Below are 21,458 nucleotides of genomic sequence, written 5' to 3' on the forward strand. Positions count from 1 at the left end.
AGGACCATGGCATTCGTTTCGCAGAAGGTGATGGAAGAGGGTCTCGCCGCCAAGCGCGCCGGCCGATCGGACGAGGCGAACCCCTATCCGGCGGGCTCGCAGAACAGCGCCGACTGGCTCGAGGGTTACACCGCCGACGAGCCGGAGCAGAACATCGATCCCGTGGAATCCGACGGCTGAACGCCAGGCGCGCGGAGCCGCCTCAGCGCCTCAGCATCGCGATCCAGGACGAGACCGGGTCGACCACGTAGGCGGCCATGGAGGCCGCCCACTCGCGAGCCCGCGCGGTGATCGTTCGGTCGCGTCGCCCCGTGCCGCGCTCGGCCATGAGGGCGGCGACGTAGGCGTCCTCGTGCTCCTTGCAGGCATCGAGGGCGTTGCGTTGCGAGCCCGCCTTGCCCTGGAAGGACGGTTGCTCGGCGAACGCCGTGCGGACGCACGACGTCCAGGCCCGTTCCAGGGCCGGCACATCGGCACCGGCCATCGCCGCGCCGGAGGGGACGCAGAGCGCCAGAATCAGAACCAGTCGCGCCGGGATTCGCATGGGCTCGATATCGCCGATTCGGCCGATCCCTGACAAGCGCGTCGCGCCCCGGCCCCGCCATCGTGAGGGGGCTCGCGGGCGCTCCATGCGTTGGCGGAAGGGCGACGCGGTGACGAAGCCCGTCGCGATGGGGCGCCCCCCTCGCGACGGATCGGCGGGTCTGCCCGGCCCGGATCAGAAATCCACCGTGGCCGAGACGAGAACCGTGCGGGGCGTGCCCTGGCTGAGGACGCCGCGCCCGGTGCTGGCCCAGTAGTTGTTGCCCGTCACGTTTACGACGTTGGCCCGCAGGGTCAGGGGCCGGTCGTTGAAGGTCGTGGCGTAGCGCACGCCGAGGTCGAGGGTCGCCCAGTCGGGAATCTTCTGGGTGTTGGCGAGGTCGTAATATTGCGAGCTCGTGTAGATCACCCGGCCCGTGAGGCTGAGGCCCGGCAGGAACGAGGGCGGCAGATCGACCTCGCCGTAGAGGTTGAGCTGCACGCTCGGCACGCCGATGGCGACCTTGCCGACGTTCGCGGCGAGTTGCGCCGCGGTCTGTACGCCATCGAGGAAGCTGACGCCGCCGAGGACCCGGACGCCGGGCGTCGGCTCGCCGAACACGGTGAGTTCGACGCCGTCGTTGCGCTGGCGCCCGTCCACGGAGAACACGAGGGTGCGCGGATCGGTGAAGCCGAAGGGCTGCTCGATGCGGAAGGCCGCGAAGCCGACACCCACGCTGCCGAAATCGTACTTGGCGCCGATTTCCGTCTGGCGCGACACGAAGGCCGGGAAGGCCTCGTTGGCGTTGCGGGCGTTCACCGGCGGGGCCGGCGAGGTCAGGCCCTCGATGTAGTTGGCATAGAGCGAGAGGTGTTCGAGGGGCTTCACCACGAGGCCGAAGCCCGGCGAGAACGCGCCGCTCTCGCTCGAACCCGTGCGCAAGCCCGTGGTGGGGCTGATCGACTTCACGTCGATCTCCTGCCAGCGGCCGCCGAGGGTGAGGAGCACCCGATCGTCGAAGAACGACAGGGTGTCGGCGATGGCGACGCTGCGGTTGATCCGCTTCGACGTCGTCGGCGTCAGGCGCGACAGGGCGGCGGGCGAGCGCGGCGCGACATACGTCGGGTCGTAGAGGTTCGACACGATGGTCGGCCCGACGGGGACGCCCGCCGGCTGCGAGAGATCCTGCCAGAATCCCACCGCCGCGAGGCCGAAGCTGTGCTTGACCGGCCCGGTCTCGACGGTGCCGCGCAGGCCCGCTTCCGCCGTCTCGTTGGGAATGCGGAACGGAATGAACGAGATCGGGTCGCGGTAGTCGCCCCGCGCGTTGAAGATCTGCAGCACCCCGCCGAAATATTCCTGCCGGAAGTTCGCCCGCCCATAGGCCGCGTAGGCGGTCAGGTTCTCGTTGAGGTCGTACTCGACCCGGAAGGCGGCCGACTTGTTCGAACTCGTCCGGTACTCCCACGGCTGCTGCTGGTTCAGGCTGAGATCCGGCGCGCGGGGAATCGCGAAGCCCGACAGCACCGAGCGGTTGCGCAGGGGCGAGACGAAGTCGAGTTCCTGATAGCCGAGATCCGCGCTCGCCCGCAGGCGCTCGCCGCGATAGTCGAGGGCGAGCGCCGCGACGCCGAAATGCAGGCTCTGATTGTCGATGGGGGTGTTGCCGTTGTTCAGCGCCCCGTTGAAGCGGATGCCCCATTCCTTGTCGTCGCCGAAGCGCCGGCTGACATCGACGGCCTTGTAGATCTGGGCGTTGGACGAATACCCGATGGTGAAGCGGTTCAGGGGCTCGTCGCCCGCGCGCTTCGGAATCAGGTTGATCACGCCGCCGATGTTGCCGAAGGGCGGGATGCCCGAGAGCAGGGTCGAGGGGCCGCGCAGCACCTCGACGCGCTCGATGGGCTCGATGGCGGGGTTGAAGGCGTCGGCCACGCCGAACAGACCGTTGAAGCCCATATCCTGGGCGAAGACCGGAAAGCCCCGGATGAAGAAGCCGAGGATGCCGGAGAAGGCCGGCACGTTGGTGCGGATGGAGGGGTCGTTGTTGACCACGTCCTGCACGTTGCGGGCCTGCTGGTCGCGGATGAGCTTCTCCGTGTAGCTCGTCGAGCTGAACGGCTGGTCGAAGACGTTGCGATTGCCGAGGAAGCCGAGGCGGGAGCCCGAGGCCACGGTGCCGCCCGCGTAGGGCGGGGGCGGCGGGCCGACGACGGCGTTGGGGCCGCCATTGCCGCGTCCGCCGCCGCTGCCCTGGACCGACAGTTCGTCGAGGCGCACCGATTCCTGGGCCTGGAGGGTCCCGGGGCCGGCCGCCAGGGCGACCGCCACGAAGCCGGCTGTCGAGCGACGCTTCATGCGGCGCCGAATGCGTGAACGGCCTGTCCTCTCCACCACTGACATCGGGATACTCCGGTAACGACGCGACATGTCGCAATCCCGACGGGATCGCGAACGGACGGCGAGCCCACAGGGGCTCTGCCTTCGCGTGTTTCATCGGCCAAGCTTTGCTGAATCTCAAGGTAGAAGTCGAAGAAAAGTGGTTGTTCTCCCGCTTGTTGTTGCGGGATTGTTACAAAAACAAGTTATAATAATTCCAGACAGTCTGGTTCGACTGGATATTTCCTAGGATGATCTGGCAATGCACGGTCAATGATCGCAGTCTGATCCCCGAGCCGATTTTCCGAGCTCACCTCGATCCGTTGGCCACGCGAGGGCGTAGAGCGGTTCGGCCGCGCCAGACGTGATGGATTCACGGGAGTAAAAATTTCCATTTCTTAGTGTCGTTCTAAATGGTTCGCGAGCAAGATTTGAAGTCTTACAATTCAAGAAGCTTAGAATTTTGTATTTTGACCGATGATCGACTTGCCAAGTCGCGTGCATGTTCTCATTCAGTCCCGGCATCGACACGGCGCGAAGCGGGACGACAGGGATTTCGTCCGCCGCCGCGCCCCAAACCCGATCAGAAAGGGAGCCGCAGCGATGAAGCCGAATGCCGGACCACCCGTCGGACAGACCCCCCTGGTGTCCCTCGACCGCCTGTTCCCGCCCGAGATCGTTCCGGTCTTCGCCAAGCTGGAGATGCTGAATATCGGCGGCAGCGTGAAGGACCGCACGGCGAGCCACATGGTCGAACAGGCCCTCGCCTCCGGCCGGATCGGGCCGGGCAGCCACCTCGTGGAGAGTTCGTCGGGCAACCTCGCGGTGGCCCTCGCGATGATCTGCAATCGCCACGGCCTGCCCTTCACCGCCGTGGTGGACCCCAAGATCGCCCCGGCCAACCGCCACCTCATCGAGGTGTTCGGCGGCCGCATCGACATGGTGACCCGCACCGATGCGCAAGGCGGCTACCTGCAGACGCGCGTCCGCCGCGTGGCCGAACTCGTCGAGACCCTGCCGGGCGCGGTCTGGCTCAACCAATACGCCAATCCCGACAATTGGCGGGCGCATTACCACGGACTCGGCGCCGAGATCGTCCGCGAGATGCCCGTGGCCCCGACCCACGTCGTGGCGGCGGTGAGCACCTGCGGCACCCTGATGGGGCTGGCCCGCCGCCTGCGCGAGCGCTGGCCGGGGATCGAGGTCGTCGCCGTCGACATCGAGGGCTCGGTGATCTTCGGGGCCAAGGGCGGCGCCCGCGACATTCCCGGCATCGGCGCGAGCCGGGTGCCCGAGCAACTGTCCCTGCCCGAGGTCGATGCGGTGATCACCGCGACGGATTGGGAATCGACCCTCGCGTGCCGCCGCCTCGTGGCGACGCAGGGAATTTTGGCCGGCGGCTCCTCCGGCACCGTGGTGGCGGCCATCGGAAAGCTGATCCCGAATCTGCCCGCTGGCTCGCGCATCGTCACGCTGCTGCCGGACCGGGGCGAGCGCTACCTCGACACCGTCTACGCCGAGGGCTGGCCCGCGCCCGAGCGCCGCATCACCCGCCCGTTCGCGGCCTCCTACCGCCGCCTCGCCCGACGCGCCGCCGCCTGACACCCCCCCCTCAACACCGGACAATCCCATGACAGCCGCGACCCTGCGCTACCTCTCACGCTCCGACATCGCCGGCCTCGGCGGCGACCACTCCGACTTCTACATGGAGGCCGTCGAGGCGGGCTTTCGCCTGCACGCCACCGGCGATTTCGTGCAGCCGTTGAAGCCCTATCTGCGCAGCCCGCGCACGAACCACATCGCCGACCGCATCATCGCCATGCCGGCCTGGATCGGCGGCGACCGGCCCATGGCGGGCCTGAAATGGATCGGCTCGAAGCACGACAATCCGGCGGCGCGCGGCCTGGCGCGGGCGAGCGCCGTGATCGTCCTCAACGATCCCGAGACCAACTACCCCGTCGCCGTCATGGAAGCCGGCCTCGTCAGCGCCATGCGCACCGCCGCCGTGGCCGGGCTCGCCATCCGGCACCTCGCCCGGGAAGGGTTCTCCGACGCCACCATCCTCGGCTGCGGCCCCATCGGCGCGCATCAGGCCGCGATGCTGGCGGAGCAATTCCCGACCTGCCGGCGCCTGACCCTGTTCGACCTGCGCCCGGAAGCCGCCGAGGATCTGTCCGCCCACCTGCGCGACCGGTTCCCGCACCTCGCCGTCTGCCTGGCGCCGAGCGCCGAGGCGGCCGTGCGCGACGCCCCCGTGGTCATCACCTGCACGGTGACGGACACGCCCTATCTGCCCTTCGCCTGGCTCGCCCGCGGCACGCTGCTCGCCAACGTCTCGATCATGGATGTCGAGCGCGACGTGTTCCTGAAGGCCGACAAGGTGGTGGTCGACGACTGGGACCAGTCGAACCGCGAGAAGAAGATCATCAATCTCCTGGTCGAGGCGGGGGAGTTCTCGCGGGAGCGCCTCCATGCCGAACTCGGCGAGATCATCGTCGGCCGAAAAGCCGGCCGCGAGAACGACGACGAGATCATCCTGCTCAACCCCATGGGCATGGCCATCGACGACATCGCCTGCGCCCGCGCCATCCTGGCCCGCGCGGAGGCGGCTGACGCCGGCACCGTGCTGCCGCTGTTCTAGGGGGCGGAACCGTGGCGGATGGGATGGACTGGGCGGGGGCGCACCTCGCCGAGACCTTCGATGCCCTCTGGATCGAGGATATCGGGGGCCTGCGGAGCCAAGCCGTCCTCGGCCCCCCATGCGGGGCGACGGGGGCGCGGGACTACGCCCTCGCCCTCGGGGCCGGACACCTGCGGGCGCGGGTGGTGCCGGACGGCTGGCGCGACGGCGTTCGCCTCTCCGGTCCGGTCCGGTACGAGACGGCGGCGAGAGGGGAATCCCTCGACGCGGCGGGTCTCCTCGCGCGCCTCCTCGCGGGCCTGTCCGACCTGCCCGAGGGCGTCGCCCAACGTACAATCGCCGAGGCCGAAGCCATCCGCGACCGGGCGGACCTGTGGACCGACACCGCCGAAACGCTTCAACAGGAGGTTCTGGCCGGATCGGCCCTGGCCTTCGAGCGCCTCGCGGCGTGGCGTGACCGGCCGTTCCACCCCCTCGGGCGCGCCCGCCACGGGTTCGACGACGGCGACGCCGTGGCGTACGGCGCCGAGCATGGCCGGCTGTTTCCCCTCGACTGGTGGGCTGTGGCGCGCGAGGGGTGCGCTGCCGCCCCCGGCGCCGATCCGGACGGTCCGGCCTCGACCCTGCTCGACGCGGCCCAGCGGGGCCAACTCGACGCGGAACTCGTGCGGCGGAGCCTGAGCGGTACGCATGTGGCCCTGCCGGTGCATCCCTGGCAGGCCGAACACAGCCTGCCGATGGCTTTCGGGCCCGAGATCGCCGAAGGCCGCCTCGTGCCCCTCGGCTTTCGCGGGCCGCTCGCCGCCGCCACATCGTCCCTGCGGACCCTGGCGTTCCCGGCCCGGCCGGATCTCCACCTGAAACTGCCCCTCGACGTGCAGACCCTCGGGGTTCGCCGCACCCTGCCGCCGCAATCCCTGCACAACGGCCTGCACGGGGCGGCCCTCCTCGCCGCCGCCCGCGCCCGCGACCCGTGGTTCGCTCGTCACGTGGTCCTCGCCGACGAAGCCGCGTTCTGGCACGTCACGGAACCCGGCGGCGACCTCTTCGCCGCGCGCCCGGCCCTCCTCGGCTGCGCCATCCGGCGCCTGCCGACGGACGGCGCCGTGCCCGTTCCCCTGGCGAGCTTCGCCGTGGCCCCCCTGGGGAGTCTGCCGCCGGCCGTGAGCGCCCTCGGCCTCGGGGCCGGCGATCTGCCTCGCCTGTTCGCCGGTCTCGCCGACCTCGTCCTCGGCACGGCCCTGGGGGGCGCCTGCCTCGGCTTCGTGCCGGAACTGCACGGGCAGAACGCCCTCGTGCTCCTGGAGAAGGGAGAGCCGGCGCGCCTGCTCCTGCGCGACCACGACACCGTGCGCTGCGCCCCCGCCTGGCTCGCCGAGGCGGGGCTCCCGGTGCCGGCCTACCACCTCGCCGATCCCGTCCGGAACACCCTGCTCCTGCGCCAGCCGGAGGATCTGCTCGCCTACGTGCAGACCCTCGCCATCGACGTCGCCCTGCGGGCCGTCGCCGAAACCTTCGCGGCGGCCGGCACCGGCTTCACCCTGGGGGCGGCCCGCGCAACCCTCGCCGCCACGGTGGAGCGGGTGCTGGCGCGGGCCGCGCTCCCGGCCCCGCGCAAGGACGTCATCGCGGCGCGGATGCTTGGGCGCGAGACCGCCCCGTTCAAGGCCGTGCTGGCGCCCCTCCTCGCCACCGTTCGGATCGGCACCTCCATGCCGAGCCGTGTCGTCGCGGCGCCGAATCCGCTTTGGCGCGGGGAGCCAACCCTATGAACCGCGTCGCCCTCCTCGTCCTGCAGATCCTCGCGACGGCGATGCCCCTGGCGCTGCTGCCGTTCCTCGGCCTCGCCGTGGAGCGGATGAGCGCGTCGTCCCCCGCCTGGACCGTCGTGGCCCTGGCCGCTCCGGCCGTCACCACCCTGGCCCTGACCCCGGTCTGGACCCGGCTCACCCCCCGCGTGTCCCTGGCCGCCCTCCTGATCTGGACCGGCGTCGTGACGGGGTTGAGCTGCGGCCTCGTCGCCGTCGCCACGCATCCGGCCGTCCTCGTGCTCGCCCGCCTGCTGCAGGGGGCGGCCGGCGGCGGCGTCGTCCTCGCCCTGGCGTTCCGCGCCACCGGCCGTAGCGCGGGGGCGGGCTTCACCCGGATGCAGCAGGCTTCTGCCGCCGGCTGCCTCGCCGGGCCGCTCGTCGGGGGCGTGGCCTTCCAGGCCGATGCCTTCGGCGCCCTGATGCTCGCGGGCGGCGCCGCGACCGTCTTGGCCGCCTTGTTGGCCGCGCCGGGTCTGCGCGCCCTGCCGCAGGAGGCACCCGTCGCCGTCGCGGCCGGGGGGATGGGTGGGACGCCCCTGTTGGTCGCCGGCTTGTGCGGCAGTGCCGGCGCCTTCGCCTTCGTTGCGTTCTTCCCCGCCTGGGCGACGGCGCACGATCCCGCCCTCTACACCCCCGGCCTCATCGGCGGCTTGCACAGCCTGAGCTGGATCGCCGCCCTCCTCGTCCTGCCGGCCTGGGGCCGGGGCCTCGACGCCGTGGCGCCCGTGACGGCCCTGGGCCTCGCCCTCGTGGGGACCGGCCTCGCCTTCGCGGCGATCCCCCTCGGCGCCGGTCTCGCCGGCATCGTCGCCCTGCGCCTCGCGCAGGGGGCGCTCTACGCCGGCCAGGCGCCCGCCCTGTTCGCCGCCATGGACGCCGCCGCGCCCGGTCGCGTCGCCGGCATCGCGAGGGCGCGGGCCAGCCTCACCGTCGGCCAGCTCGTCGGACCCCTGGCGGGTGGCCTCGTCCTCGCCCCGTTCGGACCCGGCGGCGCCCTGTGGGCGGCGGCCGGCCTGTCCCTCGTCGGCGCGGCGGCCCTGCTGGCCGCTCAGCCCCTTCCGATCTCGTTCCCCTGGAGCCGTGCCCGATGATGCGCCCCCTCACCGATCTCCGCCCGGACCCCGTCGCCGCCACCTGTGACCGGATGGCCATCGAGCGCCTCCTCAACACCTGGCTGCGCGAAACCGCAGGCGCCGCCCCCGTCGCGGGCGCGATCCACACCCTCGTCCTCGGGGACGAAGCCGTGCTGGCGCCCTGCCTGCGCGCCTCGCCCGCCGGGTTCCACACCTGGGGGCCCCTGCGCCTGCGCCGGGCGGACGGGCGCACGACGCCCCTCGACGATCCCGCCGAGCTCGCCCGCCGCATGGTCGATGCCCTCGCGCCCGAGGCGACGCCCGTGCGCGAGGCGACGAAGCGCCGGATCCTGGACGGCCTCGACCGGGCGCGGGACCACGCCGTCGCCTGTGCGGGGCGGAATCCGGACCGCAGCCCGGCGGGGCTGGAACAGAGCCTGTGGCACGGCCACCCGTTTCACCCCCTGGCGAAAAGCGTCGATGGTTTCACGCAGGCCGATGCGGCGGCCTACGCCCCCGAGCGGGGCGCCACCTTCGCGTTGCGCTGGTTCCTCGCCGATCCGGACCTCGTCGCCAGCCAGTGGCGCGACGCCGGGGCGGAAGCCGCGACGCGGCCGGCCCTCGTCGCCCTGTCGGGCCTGTCGCCCGAGCGCATCGGCGGGCGTTGGCCAATCCCGAGCCATCCGTGGCAGGCGGCCCGCCTCGCCGCCGACCCGACCGTGATGGCGCTCATCACTGAGGGCCGCCTTGAACTGACGCCGCCCTGCGGCGCATCCGTGCGCCCGACCTCTTCGGTCCGCACGGTGTTCTGTCCGTCCGAGAACCTGTTCCTCAAGCTGCCCATCGCCGCGCGCATCACCAACTTCGCCCGCACCAACAGCCGCGAGCACCTCGCCCGCAGCCTCGCGGCCGCCCGCGCCCTGCGGGCCGCTCCGGACGCCGTGGCGGCGGCCGGTCTCGACATCCTGAGCGAGCGCGGGGCGCTGGCCCTCGACCGGCCGGAGCTGGAGGCCATCACGGGAATCCTCGTGCGCGAAGGCCCATCGCGAAAAGCCTTCGTGGTCGCGGGCCTCCTCGAACCCTCGCCCCGCGACGGGCGGCCGATCCTCGCCGAGATGGGCTGCGATCTCACCGGCCTCGGCGAAGCCGCCGCCTGGATCGAGGCCTATGCCCGTGTCGCCGTGCTGCCACCGCTGCGCCTGTTCGCCACCACGGGCATCGGGCTGGAGGCCCATGCGCAGAACAGCCTGCTCGCTTTGGAAGATGGGCGGCCGGCCCGCCTCGTGGTCCGCGACCTCGAAGGGGTGAGCATCGACGCCGCAATTTTCGCCCGCCTCGCCCCCGATCACGGCCTCGATCCGGCGGTGCGCTACAGTGCCGAGGAGGCGTGGGCGCGCCTCGTCTATTATCTCGTGGTCAATCAGGTCTCGCACGTGGTCGCCACCGTGGCCCGCGCCGCCGGGGCCGACGAAGCCCCGCTCTGGGCGACCCTCGCCCAGGCCCTCGCGGCGGCCGACGAGGCGCCAGAGGTCCGTGCCCTCATCGAGCGGCTGCTGGCGGCCGAGACCCTGCCGGCCAAGGCGAATCTCGCGAGCTGCCTCGCCGGGCGCGGCGAACGCCCGGACTACGTGGCCCTTCCCAATCCCCTGCGCGCCGGCAGGGGTCGCCCGGAGGCGGCGGCCTGGGACGCGGCCGGGCAACGGGTCGCCGAGCAACTCCTCGGCGCCCTGCTGCACGAGGATCTGCTGCCTGGCTCCGTCGTTCGGTGCGAAGGCTCCGACGCCGCCCTCCGCCTCACCCTCACGCCCTCAGCGGGCGCCCCTTACAACGCCCGCGCCCGTCGGATGCACGCCTACGGGCGGGTGCTCGTCGAGCCCGGCAGCCTCACCGTCGCGGAGGGGCCGGTCACCGATGCCGGCGCATTCCTCGCCGCTCTTCTCCCCCACTTACCGGGCGGGGCCGCCGACCACGCGCGCTTCGCCGAGGAACTCGCCCGGACCCAGCACAACCACGCCGAGGCCCTGGTCCACGGCGCCGGGCGCCCCCTCGGCACTCTCGCCTACGATGCCCTCGAAGGCGCGCTGCCGGACGGCCACCGCTATCACCCCTGCTTCAAGTCCCGCATCGGCTTCAGCCCCGCCGACAACCGCGCCTATGGCCCGGAATTCGGGGCGCCGGTCCACCCCGTCTGGATCGCCGCCCACCGTAGCCTCGCCGAGGCGACGTCCATGGGCGTGAGCGGTGGACAGGACCCGGATCTCCTCGCCCTCAGCCTCGACCTGGAAACCCGCGCCCGCTTCGTCGCCCGGATCGTGGCGGCGGGGGGGCACCCCCAGGACTTCCACTGGCTGCCGGTCCATCCCTGGCAATGGGACAGGGTGGGGGAGGGGGCCACCGCGCCCCAGCGCCGCGCCGGGACGGTGATCGTCCTCGGAACGGCGCGCCACGCCTACGGCGCCCAGCAATCCATCCGGACGCTCGCCGACCGCACGGCGCCCGAGGCCCCGAGCCTCAAGCTCGCGCTCTCCATCCGCAACACCTCCACGGCCCGGACGCTCGCTCCCCACACGGTGCTCAACGCCCCCCGGATCAGCGCCTGGCTGACGGAGGTGGTGGCCGGGGACCCGTATCTCAGCGCGTCCGGCACCCTCCTCCTCGCCGAGCGGATGGGCGTGGCCGTGACCCTGCCGGACGATCCCGGCGGCACCCTGCGGGGCGCCCTCTCGGCGATCTGGCGCGATCCCGTCGCCCCCCATCTCGGGGACGAGGCGGCCGTGCCGTTCACGGCCCTCACCCACCGCGACGGGGCGGACCCGTTCATCACCCCCTGGATCGCCCGGCACGGCGCCGAACCGTGGGTCGATGCCCTGCTGCAGGCGGCGTTGCTGCCGGTGATGCACCTCCTGCTGGTGCAGGGCATCGCCGTCGAGAGCCACCAGCAGAACATGGTGCTGCTGCACCGGGACGGCTGGCCCACCCGCGTCGCCCTGAAGGACTTCCACGACGGGGTCCGGTTCATTCCGGAGCATCTGCCCGGCCCCCGCCCGGCCCTGGTGCCGACCCCGGCCGAGCACGCCCGGGTCAATCCGAACTCCTACGTGGAGGCGCGCGACGTCGAGGATGTCCGCGACTTCGTCCTCGACGCGCTGCTGGGCGTGAACCTCGCCGAACTCGGCTGGTGCCTCGAACGCTGGTTCGGCTACGCCGAGACGCGGTTCTGGGACCGGGTGGTCGAGACGCTGCGCCGTCATTGCGCGGCGTTTCCGGCGGCACGGGCGGGGGCGCGACGCTACCGCATCGCCGCCGAGACCCTGGTGGTGGAGGATCTCGCCCGCCGCCGCCTCGATCCGGCCGGGGCCAGCGGTCGTCGGCGGCCCAACCCCCTGGCGCCGCTCGCCGCGAGTTTAGAGGCATGAGCGCGCGCCTGCGCCTGCGGCGCTGCCTCGAAGCCGGCCGCCCCGCCGGCGGCCTGTTCGTGTCGATTCCGGCGCCCGAGATCGTCGAGATCGCCGCCGTCGCCGGATTCGACTTCGTCCTCTTCGACCTCGAACACACCCTCATCGACGGCGCCGCCCTCGAACACCTCCTCGCCGCCGCCGACCGGGCCGGTCTCAGCGCCCTCGTGCGGGTGCCGGACGCCCGCTCGGACCGGATCCTGCCCTGCCTCGATGCCGGGGCGGCCGGCATCGTCGTGCCGCGCGTCGCCAGCCTCGCCGAGGCCGAGGCCGCCGTGGTCCGGGCGCGCCACGCCCCGCGCGGCCGGCGCGGTGTCAATGCCGGGCGCCTCGGCCGCTACGGCGATACCGATCTGCCGGCCCTGCCGGCCCGCCTCGATGCCGAAACCCTGGTGATCGCCATGATCGAATGTCCGGACGGCCTCGCCGAGGCCGGGGCCATCGCGGGCCTCGACGGCATCGACGGTCTGCTCCTCGGGGCCGCCGACTACGCGCAGAGCCTCGGCCTGCCCTGGCAGACCCGCGCCCCGGCGGTCATCGCCGCCGGAACCGCCATCGCCGAGGCGTGCCGGGCCGCCGGCCGCCACGCCTTCGCCATCGCGCGCGACGCGTCGGATCTGTCCCGCCTGCGCGACGAGGGGACCCTCGGCCTCGTCCTCGCCAACGATCGCGGCCTCCTGCGCCGCGCCCTCACCGAGACCCGCCGCGAACTGGAGCCCTTCGCGCGATGACCCTGTATCGCCCATCCCCCGCCCACATCGCCGCCGCCACGCGGGGCGCGGACCCGGCCTGCGCCTTCCTGCACGATCTCGACGCCCTGCGGCGTCAGGCCGAGACCCTGCGCCGGCCCCTGCCGCCGGGAGTCGATTTCTTCTATGCCGTGAAGGCCAACAACGACCCACGCATCCTCCAGGCGCTTGCCCCCCATGTCAGCGGCTTCGAGGTCGCCTCGGCGGGTGAAATCCTGCGGGTGCGCGAGGCCGTGGGTCCGCAGGCCCGCATCGTCATGGGCGGCCCGGCCCGCACGGCGGATGACATCCGCACGCTGCTCGCCCAGGGCGTCGAGCGCCTGCATGTCGAGAGCCTGCACATGCTGCGCCTCGCCGACGCCGTGGCGCGGGAAGTCGGCACGGTCCTGCCGGTCCTCCTGCGGGTCAACCTTACGGGGCCGGTGCCGGGCGCCACCCTGACCATGGGCGGAGCCGCGACGCAGTTCGGCATCGAGCAGGGCGCGATTCCGGACGCCATCGCGATCCTGCGGGATTGCCCGGCCCTGCGGTTCGAGGGCTTCCATTTCCACACGGTCTCCAACGACCGCGACGCCGCCGGCCACGCCGCCCTCTGCGCCGCGCAACTGGCGCTCGCCCGCGACTGGGCCGCGACCCACGGCCTCGACTTGCGGATCGTCAACCTCGGCGGCGGCTGGGGGGTCGATTACGCCGACCCGGATTGGCGCTTCGACACGGACGCGTTCGCACGCGCCCTGTTCCCCTTGCCCGATGCTGCGCCCCGGGTGCAGTTCGAGTGCGGGCGGATCGTCGCCGCCTACCACGCGGCGTATCTGTGCGAGGTCGTGGATCTCAAGCGCGCCCATGGCCGCGCCTTCGCTCTCCTGCGCGGCGGCACCCATCACTTCCGCCTGCCGAGTTCCTGGGGCCACGACCATCCCTTCGTGGTCCTGCCCCGCGCGGCGTGGCCCCATCCGTGGCCCCGGCCGGACATCACGGGCGAGCGCCTGACGCTCGCCGGCGAATTATGCACGCCGAAGGATATTCTCGCCCGCGACGTGCGGGTGGAGCGGCTGCGGATCGGCGACCGGATCGGCTTCCTCATGGCTGGCGCCTACGGCTGGGACATCTCCCACCATGACTTCCTGTGCCACGCCCATCCGCAACGCCTGTTCTTCGGCGCCGGACCGGACGGGTCCGCCGCATGAGCGATCCGGTCATCCTTCTCGCCCCCTCCGACCTGCGCCCCACGGAAGCGGTCTGCCCCGATCAGGTCCGCGCGGTGATCGCCCTCATGATCGCCGAACAGGCCTGGACGCAGCCCATCTGCGTCGAGCGCACGACCCTGGCGATCCTCGACGGCCATCACCGCCACGCCGCCGCCCTCCAGCTCGGCCTCGCCCGCGTGCCCGTGCGGGCCTTCGATTACGCCGAGGTCGAACTCGCCTCCTGGCGGGCGGACTGGAAGCCGACGCGCGAAGACGTGTTGCGGCGTGCCCGCACCGGGGCGCTGTATCCGGCCAAGACCACCCGCCACACCTTCGCGCCTTCGGTGGCGACGGCGCTTCCGCTGCAACGGTTGATCTGATCCGCAAGCGATCCCGTACGCTTCGCCCTGTGCGTATGAAAACAACCTTTGTTGATGATCTGTGTTGTCATCAACATAGTATAGAATAAATATTCGTTTATATTTTGGCGAACTTCCTCCTGCGCTCTCCGTTGTGACCGTATCGTGTGGCCGTTCGGGCGAGGCATAGCCTTGCGGTTGCTGGCCCGTCGGCGGCGGATCACAGGGAGTTTCCAGGATGCTCTATCACGACAAGAAGCTGCAATATCCGGTCAAGGTGGAAAGTCCCGATCCCGTCTATGCCCGTATGCTCCAGCAGGCCATCGGCGGCATCGAGGGTGAGATCCGGGTGTGCATGCAGTACTTCTTCCAGGCTTGGGGCGCGCGCGGCCCCACGACGAAGTATCGCGACATGCTGCTCAACACCGCGACGGAGGAGATGGGCCATATCGAGATGCTCGCCACCGCCGTGGCCCTGAACCTCGAGAACGCCCCGACGAAGCTCCAGGAGGCCGGCGTCGCCGACACGGTGGTGGGCGCCGTGATGGGCGGTGAGAACCCCCGCCACGTCGTCGAGGGCATGCTGCACCGTCACCTGCTCTCGACGGGCATGGCCGCCCTTCCGGCCAATTGCGAGGGCGTGCCCTTCGACATGAGCCACATCTACGCCAGCGGCAACCTCGCCGCCGACATGTACTGCAACGTCGCCGCCGAGACGACGGGCCGGGTGCTGGCCGTGCGCCTGTCGAACGCCACCAACGATCCCGGCATGAAGGACATGTGGAGCTTCCTCATCGCCCGCGACGTGATGCACCAGCAGCAATGGCTCGCCGTCATCGAGGAGATGGGCGGGAACGAAACCACGCTGCCGATCCCGAATTCCTTCCCGCAGACCGAGGAGCGCACCGAATTCAGCTACGCGTTCTTCGCCACCGGCGTGGACGGCTCGCCGCCGCCCGAGGGCCGCTTCACCTCCGGTCCCTCCCTCGACGGCAAGGGCACCTTCAGCGTGTTCCAGAACCGCCCCATGGGCGAGGAGCCCGTGCTCGGCCCGGCCCGGCCCGACAGCGGTGCCCAATCCGAGCAGATGGCCTGACGGAGACTGGACCTCGCTGGTGTTCATCGGGGTCCGCGCCCACCCCGGCGAGGGCTCGGATCAGATGCGCGCGGCGAGGTCGCGCAGCATATGGATGAGTTGGGCGGGCTCCACGGGCTTCTCGTGGTGGCGCACATGCGCGAACCGCTGCGGAATCACCGTTCGCTCGTAGCCCGTGGCGAACACGAACGGCACGCCGCGCGCCTCCAGGGCATCGGCGACGGGAAAGACCATCTCCTCCTGCACGTTGATGTCGAGCACCGCGGCGTCGATGTCGGGTGTGGCGTCGATGAGCGCCAAGGCGGCCCGCACGCTCGGCACCGGACCGAGCACCTGTGCCCCGGCATGCTCGAACTCGTTCTGCATGTTCGTGGCGATGAAGTAATCGTCCTCCACGAGGAGGAGGCGGCGGCCGGTGATCGGCTGGGTGTCGGCATCCATGACGACGATCCTTCACGACGGTTGCAAGGGCAGAGAGCGTGTCAGGGTCCCTCGAGGAGCTCGTCGAGGGGGGACGACGCGTCGAGGGGGGAGGGCGCTTCGGCCACGACGTGTCCGATCCGGGCGCTCAAGGGGATGCGGATCGTGCAGCGCAGCCCGTTCGGTTCGTACGCCAACACGGTCTGCGCCTCGAGCTCGTAGGCCAGGGTCCGCTCCAGCACCCGCGTGCCGAAACCGGTCCGTGTCGGAGGCGTGACGGTGGCGCCGGTCTCCTTCCACTCAAGGGTCAGCAGCGGCTCGGCCGATCCCCCGTCCGCCACGGTCCACGCCACCGCCACCCGCCCGAGGGCGCCGCCGAGTTCGCCGTGCTCGATGGCGTTGCTCGCCAACTCGTACAGGGCGAGGGCCATGAGCTGCGCCGCCTTCTGCCGCAGGAGGATGCGCGGCCCGGAGATCGTGGCGCCGTCTCCCTCGCGGACGAGGTGCAGTTGCAGGGCGTCGGAGACCATGGTGTGAAGGCTGACCTCGCCCACGGCGTCGATGGCGGTCCGGGCCCGCATCAGGGCTTCGAGCCGCCCGTCGAGGTGGGTAACGTAGGTCGCGATGTTCTCGGTGGTCTCGGCCGATTGATGGATCACCGCCCGCAGCATCGCCACGGTGTCGCGCAGGCCATGACGCAGCCCGTCATGCAGGCCGACCTTGTCGAGGAGCCGGCGCAGCCGCGCATTGTCGCTCTCCAAGGCCGCCAATCGCGCGGCGCTGTCGTCAGGCTCTGTCATACCGATTTTCCACACCCAGGGCAGGATATACGGAAGGGGCCTTGTTTAGAATAGGTATAATCTAACTACGCATCGGGTCAGGCTCGTTCGGTTCCATTGTGAAATGGAGGTAGGCCGGATCGAAATGGGCGAGGCGTGCCAATCCTTCGGGGTCGTGCAGGGTGAGTTGCCGGCTGCGCAGGGTGATGAGGCCGGCCGAGCGCAGATCCTGCAGCGTGCGGTTGATGTGAACGCTGGTCTGACCCAGGGCATCGGCCAGATCGTTCTGGGTGATCGGGAAGGCGCAGGTATCCCCCTTGGTCAGCCCCACGGCGGAAAGCCGCGCGAACAGCTCGCAGAACAGGTGAGCGAGGCGCTCGATACCCGTGCGGCATCCGAGACTCACCGCCCATTCGCGCTGGATCGCGGCATTGGCCAGGGTTTCGCGATGGAGCACGTAATCGAGGTTCTGGCTGCGCGCCGTGAGCTCCTGAATGACCGACCCGCGAATCTGCGCGAGGGTGACGGGGGTCAGGGCGCAGACGGCATGGTCCATCCGGTCGAGCAGGAAGATGTGGGGATCGCACGGATCGCCTGGCAGGAGCATCGACACGATCTGGCGGCGACCATCGGCGAGCTGCTTGTAACGACAGGCCCAGCCGTCGAGGACGACATTGACCGCGCGCGGATCTTCTCCCTCCATGATGATGTCGGTCCGCGCTGCGATCTGCCGGCGGACGCCAAGGGATTCGGCCAGCCAGAGTCGGTCGGCGTCCGAGAGGGGGCCGTAATGCTGTAGTTTTCGTACGAGCGGGTCGGGCATACGCTGTTCCCGTGGAAGGATTTCGCGAACGTACTCCCAAACCCCTCCGCTCCTACTCATGTAGGTTAAATTCGGCGTGCCCGTTCTTCGGGCGGCCGTTTCATGGCCCGGAAGAATGGCGTGATCGCGCGTTGGGCGCGTCCGTCGCCGGGAGTTCGTCGTGGTCGCCGAGGAGGTGACGCCCGGACGCGATGACTTGGATCGTATCCGGAACTCGCATTGCCGGCGCGCCACGGCCTCCAGATCCCGCAGGTAGACGATGACCGACCGGCGGTCGTCGCCCTTCCGAGTGCGGGCCAGTTCGACCTTGGCGGTGACGTGTTCGGAGACGGTCTCCCAGAACCGGGATGATCTCGAGGAGGTTTCGGGCATGATGAGTGCTCCCGTTACCGTGTCAAGTATTCCAGGACGATGCAGGCCGGTGCGGACGATCCGCGTCGCCGAAAGGCGTTGCCTGATGTTTCGATCTTCGTGTCGAATGATTTCGCGAGCCATCACCTAGGTCAGGGAAACATCGGTTTTTGTCGAAGCGGCGAATGAAACATCCTGTCATCGCGTCGCGCCGGCGCGGAAAGAGGCTTGTCCGCCCCCGCCACGGGGCGGCGGACATCCCGCCGTAACGTGGGAGGCCGGAGCGGCGCCCTTTCGCCCCTCACGTGCACGTGTTCCCCCGCGCCGGAACGGGCGGCGGCGCGATCGGTTGGCGCAGCGACACTTGGAGCGTCCCCCATGCCCATCGCCCCCGTTCGCTACAGTTCCGATGCCGAGACCATCGACCCCGACGAAGGCAGGGTCATCAAGGGCCTGTGCGCGACCTTCGACACGATTCTGGAGCGGACGGCTCGGGATGGGGGCCACGCCGTGCGCGCGGTCCACGCCAAGGCGCACGGCATCCTGGAGGGCACGATGACCATCTTGGCCGGGCTGCCGCCCGAACTGGCGCAGGGGCTATTCGCGACGCCCGGCTCGCATCGGATCTACCTGCGTCTCTCCACCAACGCGGGCGATATCCTGCCCGACGCCGTCTCGCTACCGCGCGGTCTCGCCCTCAAGGTCCTGGATGTGCCCGGCGAGCGACTGCCGGAGGCGGAGGGGACGAGCCAGGATTTCATCATGGTCAACGGCCCGGTGTTCCAGGCCAGGACCGCCGAGGCGTTCCACGGCAGCCTCAAGCTGCTGGCGAAGACCACGGACCGGGGCGAGACCCTGAAGGTCGCGGCCTCCAAGGTCCTGCGCGGCGTCAACACGGCACTCCAGGCCGTCGGAATCGAGAGCCCCACGATCGCGGGCTTGGGGGGCGCGCCGAACGTCGATCCGTTGGGCGAGACCTACTACAGCGTCACGCCGTTCCGATACGGCGACCACATCGCCAAATTCTCCCTCGCGCCCGTGGCTCCGACCCAGACGGCGCTGACCGGCCGCGAGATCGATGCTTCGGGGCGGCCCGACGCCATTCGAGAGACGGTGCGGGCGGAAATGCGGGGGCTCGAAGCCGTCTGGGCTTTCCGGGTCCAGTTGTGCCGCGACCTCGCGCGCCAACCCGTCGAGGACCCGACGGTCCGGTGGGACGAGGAGGAGGCACCGTTCCAGACCGTGGCGACGGTCACGGTGCCGCCCCAGGACAGCTGGGACCCGGACCGGGTGGCGGCCGTCGACGAGGGGATGCGCTTCGGGGTCTGGACGGGGCTCGCCGCGCACCGGCCGCTCGGCAACATCAACCGCGCCCGCAACGCGCCGTACCGGCACTCGGCCGCGTTTCGCCAACGCTTCAACGGCTGTCCCATCCATGAGCCGGTGGGGAAAGGGGCATGATTCCGACGACCGATTCCCGCCCGGGCGTCGTCCGCCCGAAGGTGGTGACCTTCGACATCATCGGAACGGTCTTCAGCCTCGAACCCCTGCGCGTCGCCCTGGTCGAATTGGGCTTGTCCGCGGCATCCGTGGAGTTCCTTTACACCGCGACCCTGCGGGACGCCTTCGCCCTCGCGGTGACGGGCGGCTTCGCGCCCTTCCGCGCCGTGATGGCCGGGTGTCTCGACGAGGTGCTGGCCCGCGAGAGCGTGGCGGCTTCGGCGGAAGCGAAGCGGGCGGCGCTCGACCGAATGGCGCGCCTGCCGCCGCACGACGATGCCGGGGCGGCGTTCGCGGCCTTGCGCGCCGCCGGCATCCGGATCTTCGCCCTGAGCAACGGCGCGGCGGAAACCACGCGGGGGCTGTTCGACACGGCGGATCTCGGCGGCCGCATCGAACGCATCCTCTCCGTCGAGCAGGTCGGGCTGTCGAAACCGAGACCGGAAGTCTACCGTTTCGCCGCCGAGACCGCCGGAGTCGCGCCGGCCGAGATGGCCCTGGTGGCGACGCACCCCTGGGACATCCACGGCGCCAAGGCGGCCGGCCTCGTCGGGGCCTACGTGGCCCGGGGGCTGCCCTACTCGCCCGTCCTGCGGCCGCCGGACGTGACGGGGGAAACCCTGCTGGACGCCGCCCGGGGGCTCGTGAACCTTCCGGTTGCGTGAACCTCACGCCGCCTCCGATCGGTCCCTTCCGGCTGTCGCGAGTGCGGGGGCCTCTCCTTTTCGGAGGGGAAGCCGGTCGCCTGCCCTCGATCCAAGCTGGTCGACCGGAAGCGGGATCAATCCTGGAAGCACAGGGTCGCCCGCGTGCCCGGGCCGGGAGCGTCGTAGACCACGGCGGAGCGCAGGTTCGTCGCCATGGCCTTGACGATGCGGGAGCCCAAACCGGTGCCCCGGGGCTGGCCCACGCCCGTCCACCCCACGCCATCATCCTCCACCGTCAGGCGAAGGGCGTCCGCGCCGTGTCGCCCGAGGGCGACGCGGATCTCGCCGGGGGTCCCGGGCGCATAGGCGTACTTGTAGGCGTTGGTCACGAGTTCGGTGACGATGACCCCGAGGGACACCGTCTTGTCGGTGGCGAGCCGCACGGGCTCCACCGCCAGCCGGATGGCGTGGTCGCGGCCGGCGGCCTTCATGGCGGCCTGCAACTCCTCGACGAGGCTCGACAGGTAGGCGTCGAGTTCCACGGCCTCGACGTCGTCGGAAGTATAGAGGCGGCGATGGATGCCCGCGATGGCCTGGATGCGGGCCTGCATCTCGATGAGCGCGGCTTTGGCCGCCGGGTCCGCGACGGCGTTGGTCTGCATGTGGGCGAGGGCCGCCACCAGGGCCAGGGAGTTGGCGACGCGGTGATTGACCTCACGGAGCAGGATCTCGGCGCGGTCGCGAGCTTCGCGCACAGCCTGATCCGCCCGCTCCTTGTCGCGCCGGAGGGTCTCCTGACGCAGGGCCGTATCGATGGCCTCTCCGAGGAGTTCCCGGAACTGTCCCTGGACATCCTTCCAGACGTAATCGACGGCCCCGGCCTTGAGGGCCGCCACGGCGACGCGGCTGTCCTCGGAGCCCGTCACGTAGATCACCGGCGGCGCGTCGGGCAGGGCCCGGATGGCCGGCAGCACGTCGAGGCCCGTCTGGCCCGGCATGTGATGGTCGAGGGCGACGACGTCGATCCCGCCCGCCCCCAAGCGCGCCAGCCCGGCCTCGCCGTCGGGGGCGAGTTCGACGGCGTAGCCGCGCGTGCGCAAGGCCCGCTGCACCAGCCGCCCGAGGCCCGGATCGTCGTCGACGTAGAGGATGCGCGGGGCCGTCCCCGCCTCGGGGACGGGCGCGGAGGGCGATGCCTCTGGGGACTCGTCGCCATTCATGGCGTTTCGGGCACCTGCATCACCGAGAAGAACAGCCCGAGCTGCCGGATCGCGTTGGAGAAGCCTTCGTAGTTCACCGGCTTGGTGATGTAGACGTTGGCGCCCAGATCGTAGCAACGCTGGATCTCGCGGCTGTCGTCCGTCGTCGTCAGCACCACGACGGGCGAGCGCCGCGTGTGCGGGTTCGCCTTCACCTTCTCGAGGATGTCGAGGCCGGTCATGTCCGGCAGATTGAGGTCGAGGAGGATGAGGAGGTGGCGTCGGGCGCTCGCCTCGCCGGAGCCGTCCGGTCCCAGCAGATAGGCGAGGGCCGAGGTGCCGTCGCGGAACGGCACGATTTCGTTGTTCACCCCGGCCCGGCGGATGTTGCGCTCGATGAGGCGGGCGTGGCCCTCGTCGTCCTCGATCATCACGATGCAGACGGGTTGCATGGGCGGCCTCCGAA

Annotated in this window: 19 protein-coding genes; 12 read left to right on the forward strand and 7 right to left on the reverse strand. The window is 70.7% G+C overall.

What is annotated here, in order from left to right:
• The first annotated feature begins 6 nt into the window (after positions 1-6).
• Positions 7-180: a ribosome modulation factor gene (locus BM249_RS21745; protein ID WP_177232417.1), complete on the forward strand. Its 174-nt coding sequence runs from the start codon at positions 7-9 to the stop codon at positions 178-180.
• A gap of 22 nt (positions 181-202) precedes the next feature.
• Here BM249_RS21745 and BM249_RS13925 read toward each other — a convergent pair whose 3' ends face one another.
• Complete coding sequence (locus tag BM249_RS13925; protein WP_091972725.1) at positions 203-544, reverse strand: hypothetical protein; 342 nt, start codon at positions 542-544, stop codon at positions 203-205.
• Between the two features lie 174 nt (positions 545-718).
• Positions 719-2,881: a TonB-dependent receptor gene (locus BM249_RS13930; protein ID WP_091972728.1), complete on the reverse strand. Its 2,163-nt coding sequence runs from the start codon at positions 2,879-2,881 to the stop codon at positions 719-721.
• A 624-nt stretch (positions 2,882-3,505) separates the two neighbouring features.
• On the opposite strand from BM249_RS13930, the gene sbnA reads away from it, so the two are divergent.
• From sbnA to BM249_RS13975, 9 genes are all read left to right on the forward strand, one after another.
• The gene (gene sbnA / locus BM249_RS13935; protein ID WP_091972730.1) at positions 3,506-4,504 is read left to right on the forward strand and encodes a 2,3-diaminopropionate biosynthesis protein SbnA; all 999 of its coding nucleotides are present in this window, start codon (positions 3,506-3,508) and stop codon (positions 4,502-4,504) included.
• Between the two features lie 28 nt (positions 4,505-4,532).
• Positions 4,533-5,543, forward strand: coding sequence for a 2,3-diaminopropionate biosynthesis protein SbnB (gene sbnB, locus BM249_RS13940; protein ID WP_091972732.1), 1,011 nt, complete (start codon positions 4,533-4,535; stop codon positions 5,541-5,543).
• 23 nt (positions 5,544-5,566) lie between these two features.
• Positions 5,567-7,315: an IucA/IucC family protein gene (locus BM249_RS13945; protein ID WP_091972734.1), complete on the forward strand. Its 1,749-nt coding sequence runs from the start codon at positions 5,567-5,569 to the stop codon at positions 7,313-7,315.
• On the forward strand, positions 7,312-8,445 hold the full coding sequence (locus BM249_RS13950; protein ID WP_091972736.1) for an MFS transporter: 1,134 nt from the start codon (positions 7,312-7,314) through the stop codon (positions 8,443-8,445). Before BM249_RS13945 ends, BM249_RS13950 begins: the two co-directional genes overlap by 4 nt.
• Positions 8,442-11,843: an IucA/IucC family protein gene (locus BM249_RS13955; RefSeq protein ID WP_091972738.1), complete on the forward strand. Its 3,402-nt coding sequence runs from the start codon at positions 8,442-8,444 to the stop codon at positions 11,841-11,843. The genes BM249_RS13950 and BM249_RS13955 overlap by 4 nt, the downstream gene beginning before the upstream one ends.
• On the forward strand, positions 11,840-12,613 hold the full coding sequence (locus BM249_RS13960) for an HpcH/HpaI aldolase family protein (RefSeq protein WP_091972740.1): 774 nt from the start codon (positions 11,840-11,842) through the stop codon (positions 12,611-12,613). Before BM249_RS13955 ends, BM249_RS13960 begins: the two co-directional genes overlap by 4 nt.
• A complete protein-coding gene (locus BM249_RS13965) occupies positions 12,610-13,818 on the forward strand; it encodes a type III PLP-dependent enzyme (protein ID WP_091972742.1) in 1,209 nt (402 codons plus the stop codon). Before BM249_RS13960 ends, BM249_RS13965 begins: the two co-directional genes overlap by 4 nt.
• The gene (locus tag BM249_RS13970; RefSeq protein WP_091972744.1) at positions 13,815-14,198 is read left to right on the forward strand and encodes a ParB N-terminal domain-containing protein; all 384 of its coding nucleotides are present in this window, start codon (positions 13,815-13,817) and stop codon (positions 14,196-14,198) included. Before BM249_RS13965 ends, BM249_RS13970 begins: the two co-directional genes overlap by 4 nt.
• Before the next feature lie 217 nt (positions 14,199-14,415).
• Entirely contained in the window at positions 14,416-15,273 is an 858-nt protein-coding gene (locus BM249_RS13975; protein ID WP_091972746.1) for a manganese catalase family protein, read from the forward strand.
• Between the two features lie 60 nt (positions 15,274-15,333).
• On the opposite strand, the gene BM249_RS13980 is transcribed toward BM249_RS13975, so the two are convergent.
• From BM249_RS13980 to BM249_RS13990, 3 genes are all read right to left on the reverse strand, one after another.
• The gene (locus BM249_RS13980) at positions 15,334-15,714 is read right to left on the reverse strand and encodes a response regulator (protein WP_091972748.1); all 381 of its coding nucleotides are present in this window, start codon (positions 15,712-15,714) and stop codon (positions 15,334-15,336) included.
• 41 nt (positions 15,715-15,755) lie between these two features.
• Positions 15,756-16,493, reverse strand: coding sequence for an HWE histidine kinase domain-containing protein (locus tag BM249_RS13985; RefSeq protein WP_091972750.1), 738 nt, complete (start codon positions 16,491-16,493; stop codon positions 15,756-15,758).
• 61 nt (positions 16,494-16,554) lie between these two features.
• Positions 16,555-17,295: a Crp/Fnr family transcriptional regulator gene (locus BM249_RS13990; RefSeq protein ID WP_091972754.1), complete on the reverse strand. Its 741-nt coding sequence runs from the start codon at positions 17,293-17,295 to the stop codon at positions 16,555-16,557.
• A 729-nt stretch (positions 17,296-18,024) separates the two neighbouring features.
• Here BM249_RS13990 and BM249_RS13995 point away from each other — a divergent pair.
• Together BM249_RS13995 and BM249_RS14000 are read left to right on the forward strand one after the other, a co-directional pair.
• The gene (locus BM249_RS13995) at positions 18,025-19,107 is read left to right on the forward strand and encodes a catalase family protein (RefSeq protein ID WP_091972756.1); all 1,083 of its coding nucleotides are present in this window, start codon (positions 18,025-18,027) and stop codon (positions 19,105-19,107) included.
• Positions 19,104-19,811 carry a haloacid dehalogenase type II gene (locus tag BM249_RS14000; RefSeq protein ID WP_091972758.1) on the forward strand — a complete coding sequence of 236 codons (708 nt, stop codon included), beginning with the start codon at positions 19,104-19,106 and terminating at the stop codon, positions 19,809-19,811. Before BM249_RS13995 ends, BM249_RS14000 begins: the two co-directional genes overlap by 4 nt.
• A gap of 116 nt (positions 19,812-19,927) precedes the next feature.
• Here BM249_RS14000 and BM249_RS14005 read toward each other — a convergent pair whose 3' ends face one another.
• Both BM249_RS14005 and BM249_RS14010 read right to left on the reverse strand, forming a co-directional pair.
• Positions 19,928-21,013, reverse strand: coding sequence for a sensor histidine kinase (locus BM249_RS14005; RefSeq protein WP_091972760.1), 1,086 nt, complete (start codon positions 21,011-21,013; stop codon positions 19,928-19,930).
• Positions 21,010-21,444: a response regulator gene (locus BM249_RS14010; RefSeq protein WP_091972762.1), complete on the reverse strand. Its 435-nt coding sequence runs from the start codon at positions 21,442-21,444 to the stop codon at positions 21,010-21,012. Before BM249_RS14010 ends, BM249_RS14005 begins: the two co-directional genes overlap by 4 nt.
• Positions 21,445-21,458 lie beyond the last annotated feature (14 nt).

This window comes from Methylobacterium gossipiicola (genome assembly GCF_900113485.1).
In the GTDB taxonomy this organism is placed as follows: Bacteria; Pseudomonadota; Alphaproteobacteria; order Rhizobiales; family Beijerinckiaceae; genus Methylobacterium; species Methylobacterium gossipiicola.